General features: G+C 51.9%; 24 protein-coding genes. 11 read left to right on the forward strand and 13 right to left on the reverse strand.

Going from position 1 to position 21,602, the window contains the following annotated elements; all coding sequences use genetic code 11:
- Positions 1-327: 327 nt before the first annotated feature.
- The 3 genes from ACT3T6_RS03805 to flgA all read right to left on the reverse strand — a co-directional run bounded on the left by ACT3T6_RS03805 (position 328) and on the right by flgA (position 1,740).
- On the reverse strand, positions 328-777 hold the full coding sequence (locus ACT3T6_RS03805; protein WP_172117788.1) for a flagella synthesis protein FlgN: 450 nt from the start codon (positions 775-777) through the stop codon (positions 328-330).
- A gap of 11 nt (positions 778-788) precedes the next feature.
- On the reverse strand, positions 789-1,055 hold the full coding sequence (gene flgM / locus ACT3T6_RS03810) for a flagellar biosynthesis anti-sigma factor FlgM (RefSeq protein WP_087109125.1): 267 nt from the start codon (positions 1,053-1,055) through the stop codon (positions 789-791).
- Positions 1,056-1,140: 85 nt separating this feature from the next.
- Positions 1,141-1,740, reverse strand: coding sequence for a flagellar basal body P-ring formation chaperone FlgA (gene flgA, locus ACT3T6_RS03815; RefSeq protein WP_406565427.1), 600 nt, complete (start codon positions 1,738-1,740; stop codon positions 1,141-1,143).
- Between the two features lie 300 nt (positions 1,741-2,040).
- On the opposite strand from flgA, the gene flgB reads away from it, so the two are divergent.
- From flgB to flgL, 11 genes are all read left to right on the forward strand, one after another.
- On the forward strand, positions 2,041-2,472 hold the full coding sequence (flgB, locus tag ACT3T6_RS03820) for a flagellar basal body rod protein FlgB (RefSeq protein WP_087109121.1): 432 nt from the start codon (positions 2,041-2,043) through the stop codon (positions 2,470-2,472).
- A 27-nt stretch (positions 2,473-2,499) separates the two neighbouring features.
- The gene (flgC, locus tag ACT3T6_RS03825) at positions 2,500-2,910 is read left to right on the forward strand and encodes a flagellar basal body rod protein FlgC (protein ID WP_087109119.1); all 411 of its coding nucleotides are present in this window, start codon (positions 2,500-2,502) and stop codon (positions 2,908-2,910) included.
- A gap of 2 nt (positions 2,911-2,912) precedes the next feature.
- Positions 2,913-3,605: a flagellar hook assembly protein FlgD gene (locus ACT3T6_RS03830; protein ID WP_087109117.1), complete on the forward strand. Its 693-nt coding sequence runs from the start codon at positions 2,913-2,915 to the stop codon at positions 3,603-3,605.
- 36 nt (positions 3,606-3,641) lie between these two features.
- Positions 3,642-5,738 carry a flagellar hook-basal body complex protein gene (locus tag ACT3T6_RS03835; RefSeq protein WP_193053700.1) on the forward strand — a complete coding sequence of 699 codons (2,097 nt, stop codon included), beginning with the start codon at positions 3,642-3,644 and terminating at the stop codon, positions 5,736-5,738.
- A 31-nt stretch (positions 5,739-5,769) separates the two neighbouring features.
- On the forward strand, positions 5,770-6,528 hold the full coding sequence (locus tag ACT3T6_RS03840; RefSeq protein WP_193053699.1) for a flagellar basal body rod protein FlgF: 759 nt from the start codon (positions 5,770-5,772) through the stop codon (positions 6,526-6,528).
- Positions 6,529-6,561: 33 nt separating this feature from the next.
- Positions 6,562-7,344: a flagellar basal-body rod protein FlgG gene (flgG, locus tag ACT3T6_RS03845; protein WP_087109111.1), complete on the forward strand. Its 783-nt coding sequence runs from the start codon at positions 6,562-6,564 to the stop codon at positions 7,342-7,344.
- A gap of 25 nt (positions 7,345-7,369) precedes the next feature.
- Positions 7,370-8,059, forward strand: a complete 690-nt coding sequence (locus tag ACT3T6_RS03850; protein ID WP_087109109.1) for a flagellar basal body L-ring protein FlgH — start codon at positions 7,370-7,372, stop codon at positions 8,057-8,059.
- A gap of 46 nt (positions 8,060-8,105) precedes the next feature.
- A complete protein-coding gene (locus tag ACT3T6_RS03855) occupies positions 8,106-9,236 on the forward strand; it encodes a flagellar basal body P-ring protein FlgI (RefSeq protein ID WP_193053698.1) in 1,131 nt (376 codons plus the stop codon).
- Complete coding sequence (gene flgJ / locus ACT3T6_RS03860) at positions 9,236-10,255, forward strand: flagellar assembly peptidoglycan hydrolase FlgJ (protein WP_193053697.1); 1,020 nt, start codon at positions 9,236-9,238, stop codon at positions 10,253-10,255. Before ACT3T6_RS03855 ends, flgJ begins: the two co-directional genes overlap by 1 nt.
- A gap of 62 nt (positions 10,256-10,317) precedes the next feature.
- Positions 10,318-12,237 carry a flagellar hook-associated protein FlgK gene (gene flgK, locus ACT3T6_RS03865; RefSeq protein ID WP_193053696.1) on the forward strand — a complete coding sequence of 640 codons (1,920 nt, stop codon included), beginning with the start codon at positions 10,318-10,320 and terminating at the stop codon, positions 12,235-12,237.
- A 16-nt stretch (positions 12,238-12,253) separates the two neighbouring features.
- Complete coding sequence (gene flgL, locus ACT3T6_RS03870) at positions 12,254-13,477, forward strand: flagellar hook-associated protein FlgL (RefSeq protein ID WP_193053695.1); 1,224 nt, start codon at positions 12,254-12,256, stop codon at positions 13,475-13,477.
- 74 nt (positions 13,478-13,551) lie between these two features.
- On the opposite strand, the gene fliR is transcribed toward flgL, so the two are convergent.
- From fliR to fliI, 10 genes are all read right to left on the reverse strand, one after another.
- The gene (gene fliR, locus ACT3T6_RS03875; protein ID WP_193053694.1) at positions 13,552-14,343 is read right to left on the reverse strand and encodes a flagellar biosynthetic protein FliR; all 792 of its coding nucleotides are present in this window, start codon (positions 14,341-14,343) and stop codon (positions 13,552-13,554) included.
- Positions 14,344-14,347: 4 nt separating this feature from the next.
- On the reverse strand, positions 14,348-14,617 hold the full coding sequence (gene fliQ, locus ACT3T6_RS03880) for a flagellar biosynthesis protein FliQ (protein ID WP_087109097.1): 270 nt from the start codon (positions 14,615-14,617) through the stop codon (positions 14,348-14,350).
- 27 nt (positions 14,618-14,644) lie between these two features.
- Positions 14,645-15,412, reverse strand: a complete 768-nt coding sequence (gene fliP / locus ACT3T6_RS03885; RefSeq protein WP_140398986.1) for a flagellar type III secretion system pore protein FliP — start codon at positions 15,410-15,412, stop codon at positions 14,645-14,647.
- An 8-nt stretch (positions 15,413-15,420) separates the two neighbouring features.
- On the reverse strand, positions 15,421-15,858 hold the full coding sequence (fliO, locus tag ACT3T6_RS03890; protein ID WP_087109095.1) for a flagellar biosynthetic protein FliO: 438 nt from the start codon (positions 15,856-15,858) through the stop codon (positions 15,421-15,423).
- Positions 15,855-16,442, reverse strand: coding sequence for a flagellar motor switch protein FliN (gene fliN, locus ACT3T6_RS03895; protein ID WP_172117779.1), 588 nt, complete (start codon positions 16,440-16,442; stop codon positions 15,855-15,857). The genes fliO and fliN overlap by 4 nt, the downstream gene beginning before the upstream one ends.
- Entirely contained in the window at positions 16,439-17,494 is a 1,056-nt protein-coding gene (gene fliM, locus ACT3T6_RS03900; protein WP_193053693.1) for a flagellar motor switch protein FliM, read from the reverse strand. Before fliM ends, fliN begins: the two co-directional genes overlap by 4 nt.
- Positions 17,495-17,514: 20 nt before the next feature.
- Positions 17,515-17,991, reverse strand: coding sequence for a flagellar basal body-associated protein FliL (fliL, locus tag ACT3T6_RS03905; RefSeq protein ID WP_087109089.1), 477 nt, complete (start codon positions 17,989-17,991; stop codon positions 17,515-17,517).
- Between the two features lie 152 nt (positions 17,992-18,143).
- Entirely contained in the window at positions 18,144-19,739 is a 1,596-nt protein-coding gene (locus ACT3T6_RS03910) for a flagellar hook-length control protein FliK (RefSeq protein ID WP_193053692.1), read from the reverse strand.
- 19 nt (positions 19,740-19,758) lie between these two features.
- Positions 19,759-20,211, reverse strand: coding sequence for a flagellar export protein FliJ (gene fliJ, locus ACT3T6_RS03915; RefSeq protein ID WP_087109085.1), 453 nt, complete (start codon positions 20,209-20,211; stop codon positions 19,759-19,761).
- Positions 20,208-21,602 (reverse strand): flagellar protein export ATPase FliI, encoded by a 1,395-nt coding sequence (fliI, locus tag ACT3T6_RS03920; RefSeq protein WP_193053691.1) that lies wholly within the window; start codon positions 21,600-21,602, stop codon positions 20,208-20,210. Before fliI ends, fliJ begins: the two co-directional genes overlap by 4 nt.

Genomic DNA, 21,602 nt, shown 5'->3' on the forward strand with positions numbered 1-21,602 from the left:
TGCGCCTCGGGGGATTTTTTTTTGCGTGTAAGAAAAGTAGAACCCATCACTATTCAATAGATTTTCTTTCCTAATCCTAAAAAGCTACCAGTATCGGCAGGCGTGAAAGCATTTACGTGCATGAGCGCCTAGATGGGGGGAGGTTACGCAGTTAACCGTTAACAAGCGTGGTGCGGTTGAGGCTAAAAGCCCATTCATTACGGCATGACCGGTGCTGCCGTTGGCCCTGGCAATTGGAGCGGTATAACGTTCGGACAACTGAGCCAGTAATAAAAAGGTAGGCTTTTATTGAAGTTGTAGAAGGGATACTTGTCTAAAGGGGATAAACTAGGCGGATGCGTTGATTCTTCCCGACTGCGCGCTATTACGCCCATCAGGTTTATAGAGTGTTTTTTCCGCAATTTGGCGTATATAGTCCAGCATTTCCTGATTGTGCTTCATGCGTACCGACAGCATTTGACCGGTTAGTTCGTTCATACGCGCAACACGCTCGCTCTTTTCGAGTAGCGTTTCCCAAGCCGTTTGACAGCCAGCATCACGAGCAGCCAAGCGTGCCCCATTGGCGTTGTCTTCATAGCCAAGTCGCTTTTGAACATTGCGGCGTAGCGTTTCAATGCGCTCTATATCGGCCAGCAGCGCTTGTTTACCTTCTGCTGTATCGGCAAGCGCTTTTCCGTCAATGTCACCCTGCGTTAAGAGTGTTTGCTCACTCGATAATAGCGCCACTAGCTCATCAATACGTTGCTGCTGGTCGGAAAGCAAATGGGCAAGGCTCATAATACGCTACCTTATAACTCTGAAAGATTGGCAATCAAGCCATCTGCAATACGGTCAGCTCGAATTTCAAGACGGCCCTCACGAATAGCGTCGCGAATCTCTTGAACTTTTGCCATATCGATATCCTGCGTATCATCGAAATGAGAATGGCTAAGCTGAGTAGATTCACGCGTTTGACCAGCGACTTCAGTCGCCTTGGGGCCGCCCATCTTTTGTGTTTCATCACGTTGCTGCGCTTGGTTCGAGCGTAACAATGAATTGAGGTTATCAATGTTCACGTTGTGTGCCTTATGGTCAACGTCTGTGTATTCGGCGTCAGTGATAACAACTATCGGCCCTGGTGGTTAAAACTTTAGACCAGATCTAAAAATCCACCACTAAAATGCCTTGTTCATTAATTCGTGCCGTTACTATTTCACGGGTATCAAAGCGCACGCGAACCTGGTCTCCTACCCCTCCGCTTTCCAGCACTTCTCCCTCGCGTGAAACGCGAAAAGCATTGCCTTGAGCGATGACCGTAACCCGCTGACCGCGCTCAACAACCGAAGGCGTTTGTAAGAAGTGGGTTAAAAAGGTACTGCCACTTCGAATCTGCCGCTGAGCAACCTTGCCAACAATTTCTTCTTCATTGGTTAGGGCCTGCGACGAAAGCTCCCCCAAATTACCACTTTGCTCAACGAGCATATCAGGGGTAATCAGCGTGCCGCGATTAATATCGTGTTGGGCTACCCAATAGTTGCCAATAACATCAATTTGGGCCTGCAAATAGCGCACTTGCTGATGTGTTTCACCGCAGCGAACACCTACCGAAACACGTCCTAGTGGTGATTGACCCGCATTGGGCAAAAAAGGTTCCGGCTGAACGCAGAGCGGTAAGTGAGGAGAAGGAGGGCGCACATCAATGACCACCTCCTCTCCTAGAGGCTGCGTTTGTTGATACAAAAACTGATGCACTTCCTGCATGAGCGCATCGTCTGCCTGTGCGCTTGAGAAACACGCCAAACAGGCCACCAGTGAAAAATAGCGCGTGAGCAGTGCTGAGAAGCAACGTTTTATGTGCAGCGGATGTGACATGGCGGGGCAGCTCAGCAGGCGGGGGATAACGAGATTTAGTCAGTAAGTGTAGCGAAAAAGAAGTAGATGAAACAGACGAAATGCTGGTGTAAACGCTAGCTGTTCCATGCTTTGGGCTGACAGCCGTAAGCGTATTCTTCACCATCGATAAATTTAATTTTTTTGCCTCCCGGCGAGCGAGGGCGCGGCATGCTTGATCAACTAGAATCTGCCTTTAACTACCACCAGCAGGCATTAGGCTTGCGTCAATCGCGTCATGAAGTGCTGGCCGCTAATATTGCGAATGCCGACACGCCAAATTATAAGGCGCGGGACATTGATTTTGCCAACGAGCTTAAAAAAGCCGTTGACGGTGGCGTTTCACAACAGGGCAGCCAAGGGGGGTTAACGCTCGCTCGGACGTCTGGACAGCATTTGGCCGGTGCCGGGCCTGCTTGGCAAGGCGCCGGTAATGCGGCGTTACTGTACCGAATTCCTTCCCAGCCGAGTCTGGACGGCAATACGGTTGAGATGGATCGCGAGCGTACTCAGTTTGCTGATAATGCCGTGCGTTACCAAGCGGCGCTTACGATCATGAATCGCCGTATCCAGGGTCTAAAAAACGCAATGCAGCCTGAGTAGGCCAGCAAACTGCGTAGGAGATAACTAATGTCGATGTTTTCAGCGTTTGATGTTGCTGGCTCTGCCATGAGTGCTCAATCCCAGCGAATGAACGTCACCGCCAGCAATATGGCCAACGCCGATAGTATTGCCGGGCCTGATGGTGAAACATACCGCGCGAAACACGTGATGTTTGAAGCGCAGGCACAAAACACCCGTTTTGGTATTGGTGGCGTGAGAGTCTCCGATATTGTGGAAGACGACTCACCGCTGCGTCTGGAATACATGCCCAATCATCCCGCAGCTGATGAAGAGGGCTATGTGGCCAAGCCCAATGTAGAGCCTGTGCATGAAATGGTGAATATGATTTCCGCGTCCCGCTCTTATCAGGCGAACGTAGAGGTATTCAATACCACAAAACAGATGATGATGCAGACGCTGTCACTGGGTGAGGGATAAGCATGAGTACTATCGATGCAAATGTCGTTAACGCTGTGAATAGTGGTGGCTCCAACGGTCTATCGGCTCGCCAGTCAGACGAGCTTCGCAATAGCTTTATGACCCTGCTGGTCACCCAGTTACAGAACCAGGATCCGCTGAATCCAATGGAAAACGCGGAAATGACCTCGCAGCTGGCGCAAATCAACACGGTAAGTGGCATTGAAGAGCTGAATAGCACACTTGAAGGTATTACCAGCCAAATGGATGCCAATCAGGCGTTACAGGCCGCAGGATTGATTGATAAGGCTGTATTGGTGCCTGGCAATAACGTGATGGTCAGTGTTGACGAAGAAAGTGGCTCTTACGCGACACCATTTGGTATTGAGCTGGATAGCGCTGCTGAAAATGTTGAGGTAACCGTAGTCAGCAAAGCAGGCGAGGTAGTTTATACCAAGGATCTCGGTGCTGTTGCTGCAGGTGTCGAATCCTTTAGCTGGGGTGGCTTAACCAACGATGGCGTGGCAGTGCCGGAAGGTGCCTACCGCGTTAACTTCAAGGCGATGAATGCAGACGGTGAACTTCTTGAGTCACGAGCGCTTAACTATGCGCTGGTACAAGGGGTATCGCCAGGAGCTGGTGGCAGTGATGTTCGCCTGGATTTGGGAGCTGTTTATGGCCAAGTGGCTCTTGATCAAATTAAACAAATTCTTTGATTATTCGCTAAACAATATCTTTTTCAGGGGAACATCATGAGCTTTTCACAAGCACTTAGTGGTCTGAACGCTCAGCGTGAGAAATTAGGCGCGATCGGTAACAACATTGCTAACTCGCAGACAGTCGGTTTTAAAAGTTCAAATGTACAATTTGCCGACGTATTTGCTGAATCACGCATAGGGCTTGGTGTACGCACATCTGCCGTATTGCAAGATTTTACCCAAGGCAATGTTGAGTCTTCATCACGTAATATGGACTTGGCCATTTCAGGGGAAGGATTCTTCCGCTTTCAGCAGCCCAATGGTGAAGTGGGTTACTCACGTAACGGCCAGCTAACCATGACGGCGGACGGACGTTTAGTAAATGCCCAAGGCGCGCAAATCATGGGGTACGCAGCAGACGCTGAAGGCAATGTACAGGCAGGTGGCGCTGTGCAAGCATTGACAGTAGATGCGGGTAACTTGGCTGCTAATGCGACTACTTCTGCATCTACATCTCTTAATTTGGATTCACGAGTGCAGGCCGGTACTGGACTACAGCAAGTACAAGTAACTACTGATTTGATGAACTCTGATAATCCAACGAGCCAAGAAGACCTGAGCTATAACTTTAGCTCTAACTTTACCGTCTATGACTCATTGGGTAATCCAAGAAATATGACAGTTTATTACGAAAAGCGCCCAGAAGCTGAAAATAGCTGGTTGGGAAAAGTAGTAATGGATGGGTACTACAGTACGAACTCGGATCCTGTTGGCTTGGCCGCAGGCAGTGTGGTTGAGGGAGTTGTTGATGCTCAAGAAGTTGTTAAAGACTCGTACGATAACCTGCTAAGTAGCATGTCCGATGTTCAAACTGGTTTGCAAAGTTTGCAAACAGCCATTGAAAATGCCGCTACCACAGCAAATACTAATGGGGCTACTCAAGAGCAGGTTATTGCAGCTGTAAACAGTGCCGCACAGAGTTTTGCCTCAAGCGCAGGTTTTTCTCTGAGTGAGGTTTTGGATAAATACCTAAATGGTCAGCAAGTAACACCTGGGGCTAATGCTGTCTACGCAGCTTACATTGCTGAAGTTCAAGCGCAGATGGATGGCGCTACCGACGCAGATGGCGTTGTTACTGCAGCAACATCTATTGATCCATTAAATGACCCTTCAACAGTTGGAGCATTTAATAACTTCATTGCAACTCGTCAAACAGCGATTGTAGGTGAAGCGCCTGTGCAGTTGGCTTCTGCAGTTCAGAGTGCAACCGACCTTATTGTTAATGCAGCTACAGGCGGTGATATCGCTGCTCAAAATAACGCAGCTCAAGCGACAGATTTGGAGGCAGACGCAAATACTATTGCGGAGATCCAAGCAGTTGCAAACAATCTCGCACAACAAGCTTTAGTTGGTGTTAATGATCCGGACGTTGCTGACGCTGTGAATAACGTAATAGCCGCTACAGCATCCGCAACAGGATCAATTTCGGCAGTCGTGCAAGCTGCACAAGCTGCAGATCCGGGAGAAGCTTTTGAGGCCTATGGTGTTAACGATTTTGTTATTGAATTTAATCAAAACGGTACCTTAAAGCGAGTAGGGCAGCCGCAGCTGGCTGACGGTGGTGGTGTAGAGTACGTAGATGTAGCCAATAACCGCCCAAATATTAATTATGCCAGCGACCCTTCTACTCCACTTGGGGGAGCAACTGAAGCGCTTAGCTTTGATATAAACTTGGCGGGTAGCACTCAGTTTGGTAATGCCTCGGTAGACAATGATGTATCTCAAGATGGGTATGCATCCGGCTCTTTAGTTGGCGTTACTATCCAGGATGATGGCACCATTATGCGCAATTACTCTAATGAGCAATCGCTTGCTGCGGGCCAAGTAGCTATGGCGAGTTTTCGTAATCCAGAAGGGTTGAAGCCAGGCGGCGATAACCTTTGGACGGCCACAGCCTCCTCTGGTCAGGAACTGGTGGGCGCTCCAGGGACAGGAATGCGAGGCTTAATACAAGCTGGCGCCACTGAAACCTCCAACGTTGATATGGCCCAGGAACTGGTGAGCATGATTATCGCGCAGCGTGCCTATCAAGCCAACTCGCAAACCATCAGCACCCAGGATGAGCTCCTGCAAACTATTATTAACCTTTAATAATGGGCCTTTCTTGTAAGGAGTAAATCACTTGGATCGGATGCTATATACCGCCATGAGCGGTGCTAAAAACGCCATGGATCAGCAGTCGGTGGTCAGTAATAACCTGGCGAACGTGACCACCACCGGCTTTCGTGGGCAGCTTCAGGCCGCGCGCTCGGTGCCCGTTCAAGGCGAAGCGTTCTTGGCAACGCGTACGTCGGTTATGACCACCACGCCGGGGAGTGATTTTTCACAAGGGCCGGTTGAGTTTACCGGACGTGCGCTGGACATCGCGATGCAGGATGATGCCTGGGTGGCGGTGTTAGCCGATGACGGTACGGAAACCTACACACGCCGTGGCGACCTGCAGTTGGATAGCGATGGTGTTCTGCTCAACGTAGGCCGCCCTGTGATGGGCGATGGTGGTCCTATTGCGGTGCCTCAAGGGGCGCAGGTATCCATCGGCGCTGACGGCACGATCAGCGCTATTCCTGAAGGCGAGGGCCCAGAAGCGCTCGTTGATGTTGGCCGGATCAAATTGGTAACGCCTGACGAGCAGGCTCTGACACGCGGTGACGATGGCTTATTTCGTGCTCCGCTCAATGACGAGGGAGCACCTGGTGTGCTGCCAGCAAACGAGGATGCTCGTTTGGTCAGCGGTGCGCTTGAAGGCAGTAATGTCAGCGCGGTGGATGCCATGGTCGCGATGATTGATGTCGCGCGACGTTACGATATGCAAATGAAAGTGCTCAGCACCGTTGATGAGAATGCTCAGCGGGCCAACAGCATGCTCTCTATTCAGGGCTGATAGCAGCCGCCTAACAAGGGAACACGAACACTCATGATTACTTCTTTGTGGACTGCTAAAACCGGGCTTGAGTCTCAGCAAACGAAATTGGATGTTATATCCAATAACCTGGCCAACGTTAGTACCAATGGCTTTAAGCGTTCGCGCCCCGTGTTTGAAGACTTGCTGTACCAAAATATGCGTCAGCCAGGTGCACAGAACAATATCCAGGACCGACTGCCTTCAGGTATGCAGGTCGGTACCGGCGTTCGCGCCGTGGCCACCGAGCGTTTACATACTCAAGGTGGCCTGGAGCAAACCGAAAACTCGCGTGACCTTGCTATCAACGGCGAAGGTTTTTTCCAAGTGCTGTTGCCTGATGGTACAAGTGGCTATACCCGGGACGGAAGCTTCCAGCTCAACGAAAATGGTCAGATGGTAACGGCGAACGGCTACCCGCTGGAGCCAGCTATTTTTGTGCCGGAAAATGCCTTGGCTGTGACTATCGCTGAAGATGGTACGGTAAGTGTTCGTCAGCCAGGCGTTGCGGTAGACAACGACATTGGCCAAGTTACGCTGACATCGTTTATTAATCCCGCTGGTTTAGAAAGCATAGGTGGAAACCTTTACTTGGAAACCGGTGCCTCCGGTGCTCCCAATGAAAATATACCGGGTATTAACGGTGCCGGGCGCTTGTTCCAAGGCTACGTCGAGACCTCGAACGTGAACGTTGTGGAAGAGATGGTTAGCATGATCCAAACCCAGCGCGCGTATGAGATTAACAGCAAAGCCGTATCTACCAGCGATGAAATGTTGGCACGTTTGAGCCAGCTATAAAGAGCGCGTTGAGGTTTATTGAACCATGCGGGATTTTTACCATGTTAGCCGTCGGCTAAGCGTTATTGCTTTGCTGTTTTTTACCTTACTGGCGGCCGGCTGTGCCCAGATACCCCGCGCCTCAGTAGTGGGTGAACAAGAGCAGATTGAAATTGTGGATCGCCCACCGCCTATTCCCAATGGCTCAATTTACCAAGCCCGGCAAGGCTATCAGCCGCTGTTTGAAGACCGTCGACCAAGAGCAATGGGGGATATCCTCACCATCGTGTTGGATGAGCAGGTAAGCGCCAGCAAAAATGCGCGTACCAATGCGTCGCGTAACGGCAGCGCATCGCTGGATCTTGCCCAGTTGCCTGATGTACTCGACACCCTGGCTGAATATGGTTTCGATATTGCCGGGGCCAGCGATTTTAACGGCGGCGGCGGTGCGCAAGCGAACAACTCGTTTACCGGCACTATTACCGTCTCGGTTTTAGAAGTTATGAATAACGGTAACTTGCGCGTTAGGGGCGAAAAGCAGATCGGCATTAACCAAGGGACCGAGTTCATACGTTTTTCAGGCGTCGTGAATCCACGCACGATTACCACCCAGAATACGGTGCCCTCCACGCAAGTAGCGGATGCGCGGATAGAGTATGTGGGGGATGGCTATATTAATGAAGCTCAGCACATGGGATGGCTGCAACGCTTTTTCTTGAATATTTCGCCCTTCTAATGGTACCTGGAATGGCTAAACAACTTAGTGGCCTAGAGTGATCGTCATGCAGCTAAACGGTTTTCGATTAATTAAAGTGCGGCTGGCGCAACTGGGCGCTCTGCTACTGATGTGCCTACTTGCGTTACCCGTTTATGCCGAGCGCGTGATTGAGCTAGCCAGCTTTGCAGGCGTGCGCGATAACCAGTTGGTGGGTTATGGTTTGGTGGTCGGGCTGGATAGCACGGGTGACCAAACAACCCAGGCCCCCTTTACCAGCCAAAGCCTCTCCAACATGCTGTCTCAGCTTGGCGTGACTATTCCGCCGGGCACTAATATGCAGCTACGTAACGTAGCGGCGGTAATGGTGACCGCAGATCTACCGCCTTTTTCGCGTCCAGGTCAGCGTGTGGATATTGTGGTTTCATCTATTGCCAACGCGCGTAGCTTACGCGGGGGGACGCTATTGATGACACCGTTAAAAGGTGCGGATGGCGATACCTACGCGATTGCTCAAGGCAATATGCTGGTAGGCGGTGCGGGTGCCCAAGCAGGTGGTAGCAGCGTACAGGTTAACCAGCAGGCAGCGGGTCGCATCCCCGGCGGCGCACTGGTTGAGCGTGAAGTAGCACTTAACCTGGGCGGCAATGGCGGGATGCTGGAGCTGCAGTTAAATGAATCAGACTTCGGTACCGTGCAGCGTATGGTGACCGCGATTAATAACGAATTTGGCCAATCGGTGGCCTATGCCCGTAATGGACGTGTCATTGCGCTGGATGGCCCTGTCGACGCTAACGCGCGGGTCAACTTTATGGCACGCGTAGAGAACGTTCAGATAACGCCCACTGAAGCGCCGGCCAGAGTGGTATTGAATTCGCGTACTGGTTCCGTGGTAATGAACAGTGCCGTGACGTTACGCCAGGCAGCGGTCGCCCATGGCAGCTTATCAATCACTATCGATAGAAACCTGGGTGTGAGCCAGCCAGGCCCGTTTAGCCAGGGCCAAACCGTTGTGGTGCCGGATACGGATATCGATATTGAGCAGCAGGAAGCGTATCTACAAATCGTAGAGGGTGCTCAGCTTACAGACGTGGTTAATGCGCTGAATGCCTTGGGGGCGACACCTCAGGATTTGATGACGATTCTTGAGGCGCTAAAAGCGTCTGGGTCGCTGCGTGCCGAGCTGGAGGTGATTTAATGAGCGTCTCTAATGATATGGCCGGCCAGTTTGCGTTAGACGTTCAGGGGTTTCAGCGATTGCAGCATACGGCACGCATCGACCCGGAAGCGGGGGTAGACTCAGCCGCCCAACAGTTTGAAGCGCTCTTTGTACATATGATGATGAAGAGCATGCGTGACGCTATTCCCTCTTCAGATCTGATGAGTAGCACGACGACGGATACCTATCAGCAGATGCTGGACCAGCAGTGGTCGCAGGTCATTGCATCCAAAGGAATAGGCCTGGCAGATGTACTGGTCGAGCAGCTTCAGCGCCAAGGTGTGGTGGGCGAAGAAAATGTAGCCGATCAAGAACTACAAGCGCTCATTGCCGGTATTCCACGCGGCACTCCACGTGTGCTGGATGGCGCCATACAGCCGCAAGGAGAGCACCCTTCTAACTCTCCGGGAAGCGGTCGCTTTCTGTCAGAATTGGATGCGATACGCAAGCGTGCTGACGTTGGTGAGCAGACATCACTTGGCATGTCTGGCGCTAATAACAACGCGCCAGAGCATGTGCAGCGCTTTCTCGATAAATTGGCGGTTCCCGCGCAAGCTGCCAGTAAAGCAAGCGGTGTTCCCGCAGAGTTGATATTAGCCCAGGCAGCCCTGGAAACCGGCTGGGGGCAGCATGAAATAGCCACCCGTCAGGGAGGCAACAGCCATAACCTGTTCGGGATTAAAGCGGGTAGCCATTGGCAGGGTAAAACCACCGATATTGTGACGCATGAATATATTAACGGGCGCCGCACACAGGTGGTTGATACGTTCCGTGTCTATGATTCATTTGAGCATTCGCTTACTGATTATGCCAACCTGATCGGCAAAAATTCGCGTTACGCAGCGGTGGTGCAGGCGCCCAATTCCGAGCAAGCCGCGCATGCGTTGCAGCGAGGCGGCTATGCCACAGACCCGCGCTACGCCCAAAAGCTGATCGCCGTTATGAATACCATGGGGTCGCTAACAACAGAGAGCACCTACCTGGCGGATTCACGCTAGGTAGGGCTCAAGTTTTTTAGGGTGCTGCCGATATATTAGGTATCGGCCTAAGGATATCAACCATGAGCATGTTTTCTGTTGGCTTAAGCGGCCTTAATGCTGCCCAGAATGCCTTAAACACCACCAGTAATAACATCAGCAATGTTTACACGCCGGGCTACAACCGCGAACTCACTCAGTTGGGTGAGGGCAATGTGGGCGGTGGTGTGAAAGTGGATGCCATTGAGCGACAGTTTAATACCTACGTCGCTAATCAGCTTAATAGCGCGAAGACACAATCGAGTGCGCTTGAGACCTATAACAATCAGGTCTCGCAAATCGATAACCTGCTGGCTGACCGGGCTGCTGGTTTGGCGCCGTTGATGCAGGATTTCTTTTCTTCGCTTGAAGACCTGGCAAGCGCGCCGTCTGACCCGGCCGCGCGTCAAGGCGTGTTGGGAACCGCAAACACACTTAGCGCGCAGTTTAAATCCTTTGATGGCTATCTGCAGGATATGCAGAGCAATATTAATGGCCAAATCAAGGATGAAGTGACCCAGATTAATAATACGCTTGAGCAGATTGCGGGGCTGAATAAAGAGATTTCTCTGGCGCGTGCGCGTACAGGGGATGCCCCCAATAGCCTGCTTAATCAGCGCGACCACATGGTTTCTGAGCTTAACGAGCGAATGGACCTGCGCCTGAATATTCAGGACGGTAAAACCTATAACATTAGCCTTCCTAACGGCCAGCCGCTTGTGACGGGCACAGACTCCTTTAAACTGGAGGCGGTACAGGCTGACAACGACCCACAACGCACCATCGTCGGCTATCGCGACGGTGGTGGGAACACTGTTGCGTTGAATGAGTTGACGATAAAAGGCGGTACGTTGGGTGGGCTAATGTCGTTCCGTTCCGAGACGTTGGATAAAACCCAGAATCAGATTGGTCAGTTGGCTGTTTCGCTCTCGGTTGCTTTTAACGATCAGCATAAAAAGGGCGTGGACCTGGATGGCGAATTGGGTGGGGACTTCTTTGAACTAAGTAAGCCTCTAGGATACAGCTATCAAGGCAATGCCTCTGAAATAGCATCCGTTGAATTCGATACGGATAATATTGATGAGCTACGCGCTACCGATTACACCATCAGTTATCGCAATGACGCGTTTAGCGTGACGCGTAATGACAGTGGTGATGAGGTGGACTTCACAAGGGATGGCGACGTGCTGTCCTTTGGTGGCGTTAATGTTGCCTTTGAGAGCACGCCACAGAATGGCGATAAGTTCGAAATTCAGCCTGTTCGTCGCGCCGGCCAGGATATGAAGGTGGCGATTACGGACGGGGATAAAATAGCCGCAGGTGATGCAGGCTTAGACGGTGAAGAAGGCAGTTCTCTTACTTCATTTAAACACTCGGGTGATTTAGCCGTTGATGATCTGAAGATGTCGCCAGGGGCGTTCTCTAACCATAAAGAGTATACGTTAACGCTGGATTCAGAGGGTGCGCTAAAGGTAGAGCCAGCGGGGGCAACGGTCCGCGTTGATGGTCAGCCGTTTGATGTGGATAGCGGTGAATTAGAGGAAGGCCAAGCGGTTGAAATTGATGGGATGAGCTTTACACTTTCCTCACGTCCTGCCGATGGTGAAACGGCGACGTTAACGGTTGCTCAAAACATTATCGCGGCCTCGGGTGATAACCGTAACGCATTGGCTTTGCGAAAGTTGCAGAGTGAAGCTGTGGTAGGAGGCTCAGCCTCCGTTAGTTCTGCCTACGCCTCCATTGTGAGTGATGTGGGTAACCGTGCCAATATTACTCAAGTCAACCTGGATGCGCGTCAAGGACTAACCGATCAGCTGCGTGCGGTGCAGCAGTCTGAGTCTGGTGTAAACCTGGACGAAGAGGCTGCCAATCTGATTCGCTACCAGCAGTACTATATGGCCAACGCACGTGTTATTGATACGGCTGGCTCGATTATGGACACTATCTTGAACCTGCGCGGTTAATCCAGGAGTCTAGGCTATGCGTATTAGCAGCGTAACGATGTTTGAGCAAAGCACGGCCTCCATGAATCGCCAGCAAAGTGATTTCTTAAAGGTGAGTCAGCAACTCGCCAGTGGTCGTCGGGTAGTCAACCCCTCGGATGACCCGCAGGCGGCCTCACGTGCGGTGGGCGTTGATCAGTCAATCTCTATTACTGAGCAATACGCTGATTCGCGTGTCTCGGCTCGCAACTCAGTAGCACAAACAGAGAGTATCCTCAATAGCGTGAGCGATGCGGTAATCCGCGCAAAAGAGCTGCTCATCCAAGCCTCTAGCGATACGCTTAGCGATGTGGACCGTGAGTCGGTTACCAGTGAATTAAAAGGCGTTTACGAAACGCTCATCGGTCAGGCAAATGCGACCGATGGTAGTGGACGTTATCTATTTGGCGGTTACAAGGATAATGCGCCTCCGTTTGCTAAAAATGCAGAAGGCAGCGTTGAATATAATGGTGATGCGAATAGCCGCGAGCAGCAGGTTGATTCATCTCGGTTAATGCCGGTGACTGAAAATGGTAAAACCATTTTCCAGAGTGTGCCAAGCAGTGCTAGCTATGTGGCGAAAGCAGCGCCAGGAAATGCTGGCAGTGTGACTTTTTCGGGCCCTAATATTAAAGATGTCACCAATGATGATTACGGGCAGGCATTCACCGTCGAGTTCAACGTCGATGATGATAGCGGTGATATTGCTTACACGGTAACGGGGACTGACGGCGAGATTGAAACCGGCGAATATGTTGGCGATGGGCAGCAGCTATCGTTTGGTGGTATCAGCATTACCCTTACAGGGGAGCCGGCAGACGGCGACGAAATTTCGATGGCCCGTCCAGGAACTCCGGAACAGCCCGCAGATCTCTTTAAGACCCTGGAAGCGGCGATTGGCGTGCTTGAAAATCCCGCACAAACGGATACTGAAAAAGCGGCTATGCGTAACACCTTAAATAGCTCGATGCGGGAACTGGATAACGCATTGGATAACGTGCTGACCGTGCGTGCCTCTGCAGGCGCACGTCTTAATGAGTTGGACGTTATTGATGCGGTGGGCAGTAACCGCATGATGAACTATACGCAAACGCTGTCGGATCTAGTAGATCTGGATTATGTGGAGGCTATTTCCGAGTATAGCCTGCGCCAAGTGGGCATGCAGGCCGCGCAGAAGACGTTTGTCGATGTGAAGGGGTTATCACTGTTTAACTATATGTAAAAACAGATAAGAGCATGATATTAGCCCTGTCACGGTTATTTACCGTAACAGGGCTTTTTAGTTTATAGGCGCTGTTAGTTTAAAGGAGCCATGGCTTCTATCAGGTTCTGCATCATTCCCAGTCCTTGGCTAAAGAGGGCCTGTAGAAAACGGTCAATACGCGTCATTAAGACCATCAAGAGCGTTAGCCCGACGGTGAGTGAGGTGGGGAAGCCAATATTGAACACGGTAAGCTGAGGGGCGGAGCGATTAAGAATACCGAGACATAGGTTGATAATCAGTAACGCGCCCACAACGGGTAGTGCTAGAAGCATACCCGCGGCGAAGATAGTGCCTGCGTAGCGGGCCAGAAGATCGAAGGCCCCCGGGTTCAAGCCGCTTATCCCGATGGGCAGTGTCTCAAAACTCATGACCAGCGTTTCAAGCACCATTAGGTGGCCGTTAAACGCTAAAAACATGAGCAATGTGATCATATATAAAATGCGTGATAGCACCATAATATTGGTGCCGCTAGAAGCATCAAAGAACGTGGCAAACGCAAGCCCCATTTGTAAGCCAATATACTCACCTGCCGCCTGAACAACCGCAAATATAATATGCATGACCAGCCCTATGGCTAGTCCGATCACTATTTGCTCTACCATGATCCCTATGCCTGCCCAGGACATAATGGCGACGTTCGGCATGGCTGGGAGAATCGGTGCAATCACAATGGTCACTAACGCGGCGATTCCCACTTTTGCCTGGTTAGGGATGCTGGAATGTCCCCACAGCGGGGAAACGGCCATAAATGCTGTAATGCGCGCAAAGGGCCATAAAAAGGCTATCAACCAGCCTTGCAACTGAGCAAAGGTGATTTCCACCATGGCACTACATCACCATGTTGGGAATGTTAGTAAACAGTCGTGTCGTAAAATCCGTAATCAAGCTAATCAACCACGGGCCCGCCAAAACCAGAACGGCAAACACCGCCAGGATTTTAGGGATAAAGGTGAGCGTCATTTCGTTAATTTGCGTGGCCGCTTGAAAAAGGCTAACAAGTAAACCGGTAAAAAGCGCCGCCAGCAGTATGGGGCCTGCTAGAAATAGTGTGACGCGCATGCCTTGATACGCCATGCTCATTACCACCTCAGGGGTCATGCTTGCTCCTTGCCGCTGGCGCGGCACCTAGGTAACGTAAAAGCTTTGGGCGAGTGAGCCAACGATTAACTGCCAACCGTCAACCAGTATAAAAAGCATTAATTTGAACGGTAATGAAATTGTCACGGGCGGCACCATCATCATTCCCAACGCCATTAACGTGCTGGCGACCACCAGGTCGATAATCAAAAAGGGAATGAAAATAGTAAAACCGATTTGAAAGGCAGTTTTAAGCTCGCTGGTGACAAAGGCAGGCAATAACACGCGCATGGGGAGCTCTTCAGGACCTTGCAAAGGTCCTACGTCTGCCAAGCGGACGAATAGGGCTAAATCAGGCTCCCGCGTTTGGGCAAGCATAAACTCACGAAACGGTAGCTGGGCACGCAGCAAAAACTCTTCAAAATTAATCGTCTCGTTCGATAGAGGCTGCCAGGCTGTGTCATACACCTGAGAAAGAACGGGTGACATGATAAAAAAGGTTAGGAACAGCGCGATACCCAGCAGCACCTGGTTGGGTGGTGTTGCCTGCGTGCCCATCGCGGTTCGCAGCAGGCTCAGCACAATAATGATCCGTGTAAAGCTGGTCATCATCAGTAGCATCGCTGGCAGGAACGCCAGCGAGCTTAAAAGCAGCAGTGTTTGAAGCGATAGCGACCACTGCTGACCGCCATCCTCAAGCGGTTGAGAGATAATGCCTGGCAATTGTTGTGCATGCACGGGGTTAGTCAACATACAAAGTGCGACAGCAACGCCAAACAGCAGCCAAAGCTGCCAGTAGGACCTAACGGAGTGCATCCTATGCCTCATGGTGTTTGATGTGGGTCGGTATCGGAGCCTTTACGCCGACGCTTTGCCAGCGCCTGAGAAAGCCGTTGTGCAAAAGGCGGCGAATCAGAACGAGGGGAAGGAGCAGGTCTGTCGTCAGGTGCCGGGCGCTCATGCAGCTTGGTGACTCGGCCATTGCCTACTCCAAGAACCAGCCACGTGTCTTCAATTTCGACGACGACGACGCGCTCGCGGTTGCCGACCGCCGTGCTCGTAATGACGCGTAGGTGGGCCCCCAGTTGCGGGCGAGCATTCTGCCAGCGCTTTAAGAGCGCTGTGCAGAGTAGAATCATGGCTATAACCAATGCCAAGGCAGCGGCGGTTTTACCGAACATGGCCATGCCGATAAACGCATCACCGCTGCTGCCTAGCGCATCGATAGTTCCATCTTGCAATGGAGAGGTGTCAGCACTCATCGGTTAAGCTTGTGAATGCGCTCAGAGGGTGTGATGATTTCGGTAATACGAATACCGTATTTGTCTTCGATAACAACGACTTCACCCTGCGCGATCAAGTAGCCGTTAATGAGAATATCCATCGGCTCGCCTGCCAAGCCTTCGAGCTCAATCACTGACCCTTGGGCAAGCTCAAGCAGTTGCTTGATCGTAAGCTTCGTCCGGCCAAGTTCCACGGTCAGTTTTACCGGGATATCCATGACCATTTCAAGGTCGCGCGACTGCTTGCTTTCGTCAGCGGGGCTTAGCGGCCTAAATATTTCATCGCTGGCGGGTTTCGCGGCTGAAGTGTCTGGCGCGGCATCCTCAGGGGGTGGGGCCTCCTCCTCGGCGGCTTCTTGTTCAGCCATTGCGGCTGCCCAAGGATCTTCCTCGCTGGCCGTATCGGCAGTGTTTGTCGTCTCCTCTTGTTCAGCCATTGCTGCTGCCCAAGGATCTTCCTCGCTAGCCGTATCGGCAGCGTTTGGCGTCTCTTCTTGCTCAGACATGGCGTCCGCCCAATCGTCATCGGAGACATTTTGATCGGGTTTATTAGGATCAGTCATGCTTTGGATTCCTTGGCTTGCTGTCGCTTCGAACCTTTAATAAAGTCCAGTGACGATACGTTATTCATAGCGGCATGGTCGATCATATGGAGAACGCGCAGCGCATGCTGCTGGCGCTGGCTACCATACTCGCACTCCATGACCGGGACTCCATCAACACGAGCGGTAATCGTATCGGGAATATCCAGCGGCAATACATCGCCTTTCTTTAGCCCCATTACCTGTGCAATACGGCTAGGTATTTGAGCAAACTCTGCCACCAGCTCTACTTCTGATTGGCGTATCTCGCTGGCCATGCGTCGGGACCAGGTGCCGTCATGGTCCTGATTACTGTCGTTAATAGGATTGGCGAGCAGATCCCGCAGAGGCTCAATCATGGCGTAGGGCATGCAAATCTGGAAATTACTTGAGAGATTGCCCACTTCAATATGGAACTTGGTGTTGACGACAATTTCGTTCGGTGAATTGGTGATATTAGCAAACTTGGCCTGGACTTCAGAGCGCACAAAATTAACGTCGACCGGATACACGACCTTCCATGCTTCCTGGTAGGCATCAATTGCCAAGTTCAGAAGACGGTAAATAATACGCTGTTCTGTATTGGTAAATTCACGGCCGTCTGATTTGGTAACAAAACGGCCATCGCCACCAAACAGGTTGTCTACCACCATAAAAACAAGGTTAGGTGGGAAAACCACCAATGCCGAGCCACGCAGTGGCTTCATTGCTACCAGGTTTAAGTTGGTAGGTACCGGCACGTTACGCGAAAACTCGCTAAAGCTTTGGTAACGGACGGACTCCACCGTGATGTCAGCGCTACGCCGAATCAAGTTAAACAAGCCATTTCGGAAATAGCGGGCAAATCGCTCATTAATAAAGTCGAATGCATGTAAGCGCTCACGGATGACCCTATGTTGTGTTGAAGGGTCATAAGGGCGAATGCGCGTCTCGCTAGCTGGCTGCGAAGAGGAGGGCGATGGTTCTTCATCACCACTGACGCCTTTTAGTAAGGCGTCAATTTCTTCCTGGGACAGTAGATCGTCCTGCGACATGAACGGCTCCAGTGCCCGGGTTATTGCACAATAAATTCAGTAAACAGCACTTCGCGTAGATCAAGCGGCGGCTGATTTTCCGTCAGGGGTACGCCAAGGCGACTGATAATCGCTTGTGCTAGCTGCTCCTTACCTTCTGTGGAGGTAAGTTCACTGGCTTGCTTGCCTGAGAGTAAAATCAGCAGACGGCTACGCACTTGAGGCATGTGCTCTTCGATAATCGCTTTGCTCTCTTCATTGCCAACACGCAGCGTAATTCCTGTATACAAGAGGCGAGAACCATAGCGATCATCTGCAAGGTTGACCGTAAAAGGATCAATTCGCGTAAATACAGGCGTTTCACGCTCTGCTGGTAGCTGTGATTCGCCATCAGCACTCTGTTCATTACGCTGGTCAAGCACCATATAAATGGCTGCTGCTGCCCCTGCTGAGGAAAGGAGCACCAGAACAATCATTATCCAGAGCAGTTTTTTGGATCCGCCACTTTTTTCAGCCATTAGTCGTTCCGTTCCCATAATCGCCACACACCACTGATTACGCATTATGCCTAATATGGTGGGCGGTGATGAAATGAACAGGCTCGCTTGGCGAGCCTATCTTTTGGTTTTGCGCACCTGGGCGCGTGAGTCGCTACTCGTACAACGAATATTTAAGCGTAAAGATCAACCCGCCCATCAAGGGGGGGTGAAATATTCTCCGCAACGGGCGCTAGCGTGTCCTGATCACTGTCCGTTACGCTACTGCCCACCTGCGCACCAGCGTTATTGCCTTTTTCAGCAAAGGCCTGTTCATTGGAATTATGCTGCTCGCCAACGGAGGTTTCGCCTAACGAAATACCCTGCTCTGCTAGTGCTTCACGAAGCTGAGGAATCGCTTGTTCAACCACTTGGCGAACCTGCATGTGCGACGATAAGAAGTGTGCTTGTGTCCCTTGCTCACTGACTTTCAAGGTAATTGACAGTGGCCCAAGCTCAGCAGGATGTAGTTGCATCTTAATCTGTTGCTCGCCTCCGCGCTGAGCGAACTGAACCAACTGCTGGCCAAGCTGTGAAGACCAGGCAGGACTGCTGACTGGTGTTCCCAGCGAAGCGTGTGAAGATGGCATCGACGAGGACGCTGCTACAGGGGCATTACCGGCGGAGGCTGAGTTCGGGAACCCAGCAGCGGTTGCTTGGCCACCACGTAAAAGCGGTTCAAGCTCGTCTGGCGTTGCCAGCGGCGCTGAGGGCGTCAATGGGCCAATTTTTGTCAAAACATCCTGGCTGTTGGCAACGGTTGGTTGGCCGTTAGCGGTGCCCAGCTTTGTCGCAATAGCGTTGGTTGTAGAAAGAGTGCTTGAGGCATCGTGACGATAGGCGCCACTGCTCAACGGTTGGCTCTGCGGCCCTTTGTGAGTAGCTAATGCCCCAGTACTGCTTTGTGTCGTAGCGGTAAGCATGACACTTAACGCGCTAACAAGCTGACCCGCTTCCTCTTCGCTAAGATGCGAGAGTAATTCAATGGCGTTGTCTGAGTGCTCTAACGCCATACCCGGCTGGGGGTCTATGCCGAGTGCACTGAGCAATTCAGCGGTCTGCTCTTGGCTCAGGTCGAGCTGTTGGAGCAGTGCCTCAAGCTCGGGCGCTACCCCTTGAAGCGCTTCAGCCGGCTCGGCTGGCTCTGCGAAGGAAGCAAGCAGGTTCATGCGGGCTGCGATTTCATCAAGAAACGTTAATGGCTCGCTGTTGGACGCTAGCTCTGGCGTTAATGACTCGCTGTTTAATGGATCAACCGCCTGCTGTGACGCTAACGTGTCGCTTGTTGCGAGTGATAACCTGGCCTGTAATGAGGCAAGCTGTTTTTGAACCTGTGCTGGCGCTTGGCTGCCTGCTTCACCTTGCAGCGCTTCAGTAGACTCAGCTGTTTCTTCGAAGGAAGCAAGCAGGTTCATGCGGGCAGCAATTTCATTAAGAGGCGTTAATGACTCGCTGTTTAATGGATCAACCGGCTGCTGTGACGCTAACGTGTCGCTTGTTGCGAGTGATAACCTGGCCTGTAATGAGGCAAGCTGCTCTTGAGACTCTACTGGCGTTTGGCTGTCTACTTCCGTAGCACGTAATGGCGCATTAGTTGATGGCAAATTAGCTGCTTGAGATAACGCTTGGCGAAAAAGATCCGGCGTGTTTACAGACGCGGAGAGAGGCGAGCTGGCCATTGAGGCAGAACCCTGATTCTGTGCACCTGACAGCAATAGCTGTATGTTCATTTATCGTTCCTCAGTGCCACTAATGCGGTTTTTCATTGTGCTGGCGAGCCAAGCGGCTGGTCACCAAGTCATCATTGGTTTTTTGCTCATGGCGTTCAAGACGACGGTGCTCTTCTGATAGCCGACGGGTGGCCAGTGTATCGTAGGAAGAGAGCTTGCGCTGCTCTTGTTGCCAGTGCTGTTGACTCTGTTGAACGCGCTGCTGTTGAGCGATTAACGCTTGGCGAGCACGACTTAACGCAGCGTCAAGTGAGGCCAGAAACTGCTGATAGTTGTACATGGTAGCGGGGTCAATACCTTCACGCATGGCCTTTTGCAAACGCTCGGCATACTCCGTGCGATACTGGCTAAGCGACTGCAACTGAGCGGCCGTCTGCTGCTCGGTTTGTCGCTCATGTGCAAGCAATTGACCTGCCTGGTCGCGAGCATCCTTGGCTAAACCCGTTAACATTTCTAGCTGTGAATGGCTCATGTTCGACCTCCCACTACGGTATGCAGTGCCTGGCGTGAATCCTCAAGCGTGGCACACTCGCTAATGTTTTGTTGAAGAAAGCGCTCAAGCGCGGGAAAAAGGTTCACCGCTTCGTCAAGCCTTGCGTCGTGGCCTGGGCTATAAGCACCGACGCTAATCAAATCCCGATTACGCTGATAGCGAGAAAACATTTGCTTAAAAGCGCGGGCTTCCTGCAGTTGTTCCGGTGTGGCAATTGCCGTCATCGCACGGCTAATGGAGGCTTCAATATCAATAGCCGGGTAGTGGCCCGCTTCAGCAAGGCTGCGAGATAGCACAATATGGCCATCCAGAATTGCTCGAGCAGAGTCGGCAATCGGGTCCTGCTGATCATCACCTTCGGTAAGCACGGTATAAAATGCGGTAATGGATCCGCCGCCACGCTCAGCATTGCCTGCCCGTTCAACAAGGCCTGGTAGCTTGGCAAATACGGAGGGTGGATACCCTTTGGTTGCTGGTGGCTCACCAATGGCGAGGGCGATTTCACGCTGGGCCATAGCATAACGAGTTAACGAATCCATAATCAGCAACACATTGCGCCCAGCATCGCGAAACCCTTCGGCCAGCCGTGTCGCATAAGCGGCCCCCTGGAGGCGCTGCAGCGGCGAGGTGTCGGCTGGCGCAGCGACGACTACAGAACGACGTCGGCCCTCCGGCCCTAGAATGTGATCAATAAAATCTTGTACTTCTCGACCACGTTCACCAATTAAGCCCACCACGATAACATCGGCTTGGGTATAGCGAGCCATCATGCCCAGTAGCACCGATTTACCGACACCGGAGCCTGCAAACAGGCCCATTCGCTGGCCTCTACCGACACTTAAAAGCGCATTGATGGCACGAATGCCAACATCAATCTGGTCTTCAATCGGCGCGCGGGATAGCGGATTCAGTGGCGCCGAGCTAAGCGTTGCATGGGTTACTTCCTCAACGCTTTCACGATCATCCAAAGGGTTGCCGTTGCCGTCTAAAACGCGGCCCAATAATTCATCTCCGATGGGAAAACGGCGTGCGCTGTGCCCGCTTCCATCGCCAAGTGGAGAGACTCTGGCGCCAGGCATCAGCCCGGAAATTTCTTCCAGCGGCATAAGGAAGAGTTTGTCGCCCGCAAAGCCGACCACTTCGGCTTCTGCATGTTTGTCGCTGTCGGTAAGGCGCCCATCAGGGCCAGGAAGCTCTATACGGCAGGCGCTGCCAACGGCTACGCGCAGCCCAACGACCTCAATCACCATGCCGGTCGCGCGTGTTACGCGGCCGCTACTGCGCTGGTGCGGTAAGCGGCTTATCCGCTGCGTGGTGCGGCGTATTGCTTTATGCCAGCGGTGTTGATGAGGACATGTTGAGTCAGACAT

It is taken from the genome of Halomonas sp. 72, assembly GCF_052379785.1.
GTDB lineage: Bacteria > Pseudomonadota > Gammaproteobacteria > Pseudomonadales > Halomonadaceae > Vreelandella > Vreelandella citrativorans.

Coding starts and splice junctions, on each gene's coding strand:
- fliP (WP_140398986.1), bottom strand. CDS start 15,412: ATGCACTCCGTTAGGTCCTACTGGCAGCTTTGGCTGCTGTTTGGCGTT.
- ACT3T6_RS03835 (WP_193053700.1), top strand. CDS start 3,642: ATGAGCTTTTCACAAGCACTTAGTGGTCTGAACGCTCAGCGTGAGAAA.
- fliM (WP_193053693.1), bottom strand. CDS start 17,494: ATGTCGCAGGACGATCTACTGTCCCAGGAAGAAATTGACGCCTTACTA.
- ACT3T6_RS03805 (WP_172117788.1), bottom strand. CDS start 777: ATGAGCCTTGCCCATTTGCTTTCCGACCAGCAGCAACGTATTGATGAG.
- ACT3T6_RS03830 (WP_087109117.1), top strand. CDS start 2,913: ATGAGTACTATCGATGCAAATGTCGTTAACGCTGTGAATAGTGGTGGC.
- fliI (WP_193053691.1), bottom strand. CDS start 21,602: ATGTCTGACTCAACATGTCCTCATCAACACCGCTGGCATAAAGCAATA.
- ACT3T6_RS03855 (WP_193053698.1), top strand. CDS start 8,106: ATGCAGCTAAACGGTTTTCGATTAATTAAAGTGCGGCTGGCGCAACTG.
- ACT3T6_RS03850 (WP_087109109.1), top strand. CDS start 7,370: ATGCGGGATTTTTACCATGTTAGCCGTCGGCTAAGCGTTATTGCTTTG.
- flgB (WP_087109121.1), top strand. CDS start 2,041: ATGCTTGATCAACTAGAATCTGCCTTTAACTACCACCAGCAGGCATTA.
- fliQ (WP_087109097.1), bottom strand. CDS start 14,617: ATGACCCCTGAGGTGGTAATGAGCATGGCGTATCAAGGCATGCGCGTC.
- fliN (WP_172117779.1), bottom strand. CDS start 16,442: ATGACTGATCCTAATAAACCCGATCAAAATGTCTCCGATGACGATTGG.
- fliR (WP_193053694.1), bottom strand. CDS start 14,343: ATGGTGGAAATCACCTTTGCTCAGTTGCAAGGCTGGTTGATAGCCTTT.
- flgC (WP_087109119.1), top strand. CDS start 2,500: ATGTCGATGTTTTCAGCGTTTGATGTTGCTGGCTCTGCCATGAGTGCT.
- fliO (WP_087109095.1), bottom strand. CDS start 15,858: ATGAGTGCTGACACCTCTCCATTGCAAGATGGAACTATCGATGCGCTA.
- fliL (WP_087109089.1), bottom strand. CDS start 17,991: ATGGCTGAAAAAAGTGGCGGATCCAAAAAACTGCTCTGGATAATGATT.
- flgJ (WP_193053697.1), top strand. CDS start 9,236: ATGAGCGTCTCTAATGATATGGCCGGCCAGTTTGCGTTAGACGTTCAG.
- flgK (WP_193053696.1), top strand. CDS start 10,318: ATGAGCATGTTTTCTGTTGGCTTAAGCGGCCTTAATGCTGCCCAGAAT.
- ACT3T6_RS03910 (WP_193053692.1), bottom strand. CDS start 19,739: ATGAACATACAGCTATTGCTGTCAGGTGCACAGAATCAGGGTTCTGCC.
- flgG (WP_087109111.1), top strand. CDS start 6,562: ATGATTACTTCTTTGTGGACTGCTAAAACCGGGCTTGAGTCTCAGCAA.
- flgL (WP_193053695.1), top strand. CDS start 12,254: ATGCGTATTAGCAGCGTAACGATGTTTGAGCAAAGCACGGCCTCCATG.
- flgA (WP_406565427.1), bottom strand. CDS start 1,740: ATGCAGGAAGTGCATCAGTTTTTGTATCAACAAACGCAGCCTCTAGGA.
- fliJ (WP_087109085.1), bottom strand. CDS start 20,211: ATGAGCCATTCACAGCTAGAAATGTTAACGGGTTTAGCCAAGGATGCT.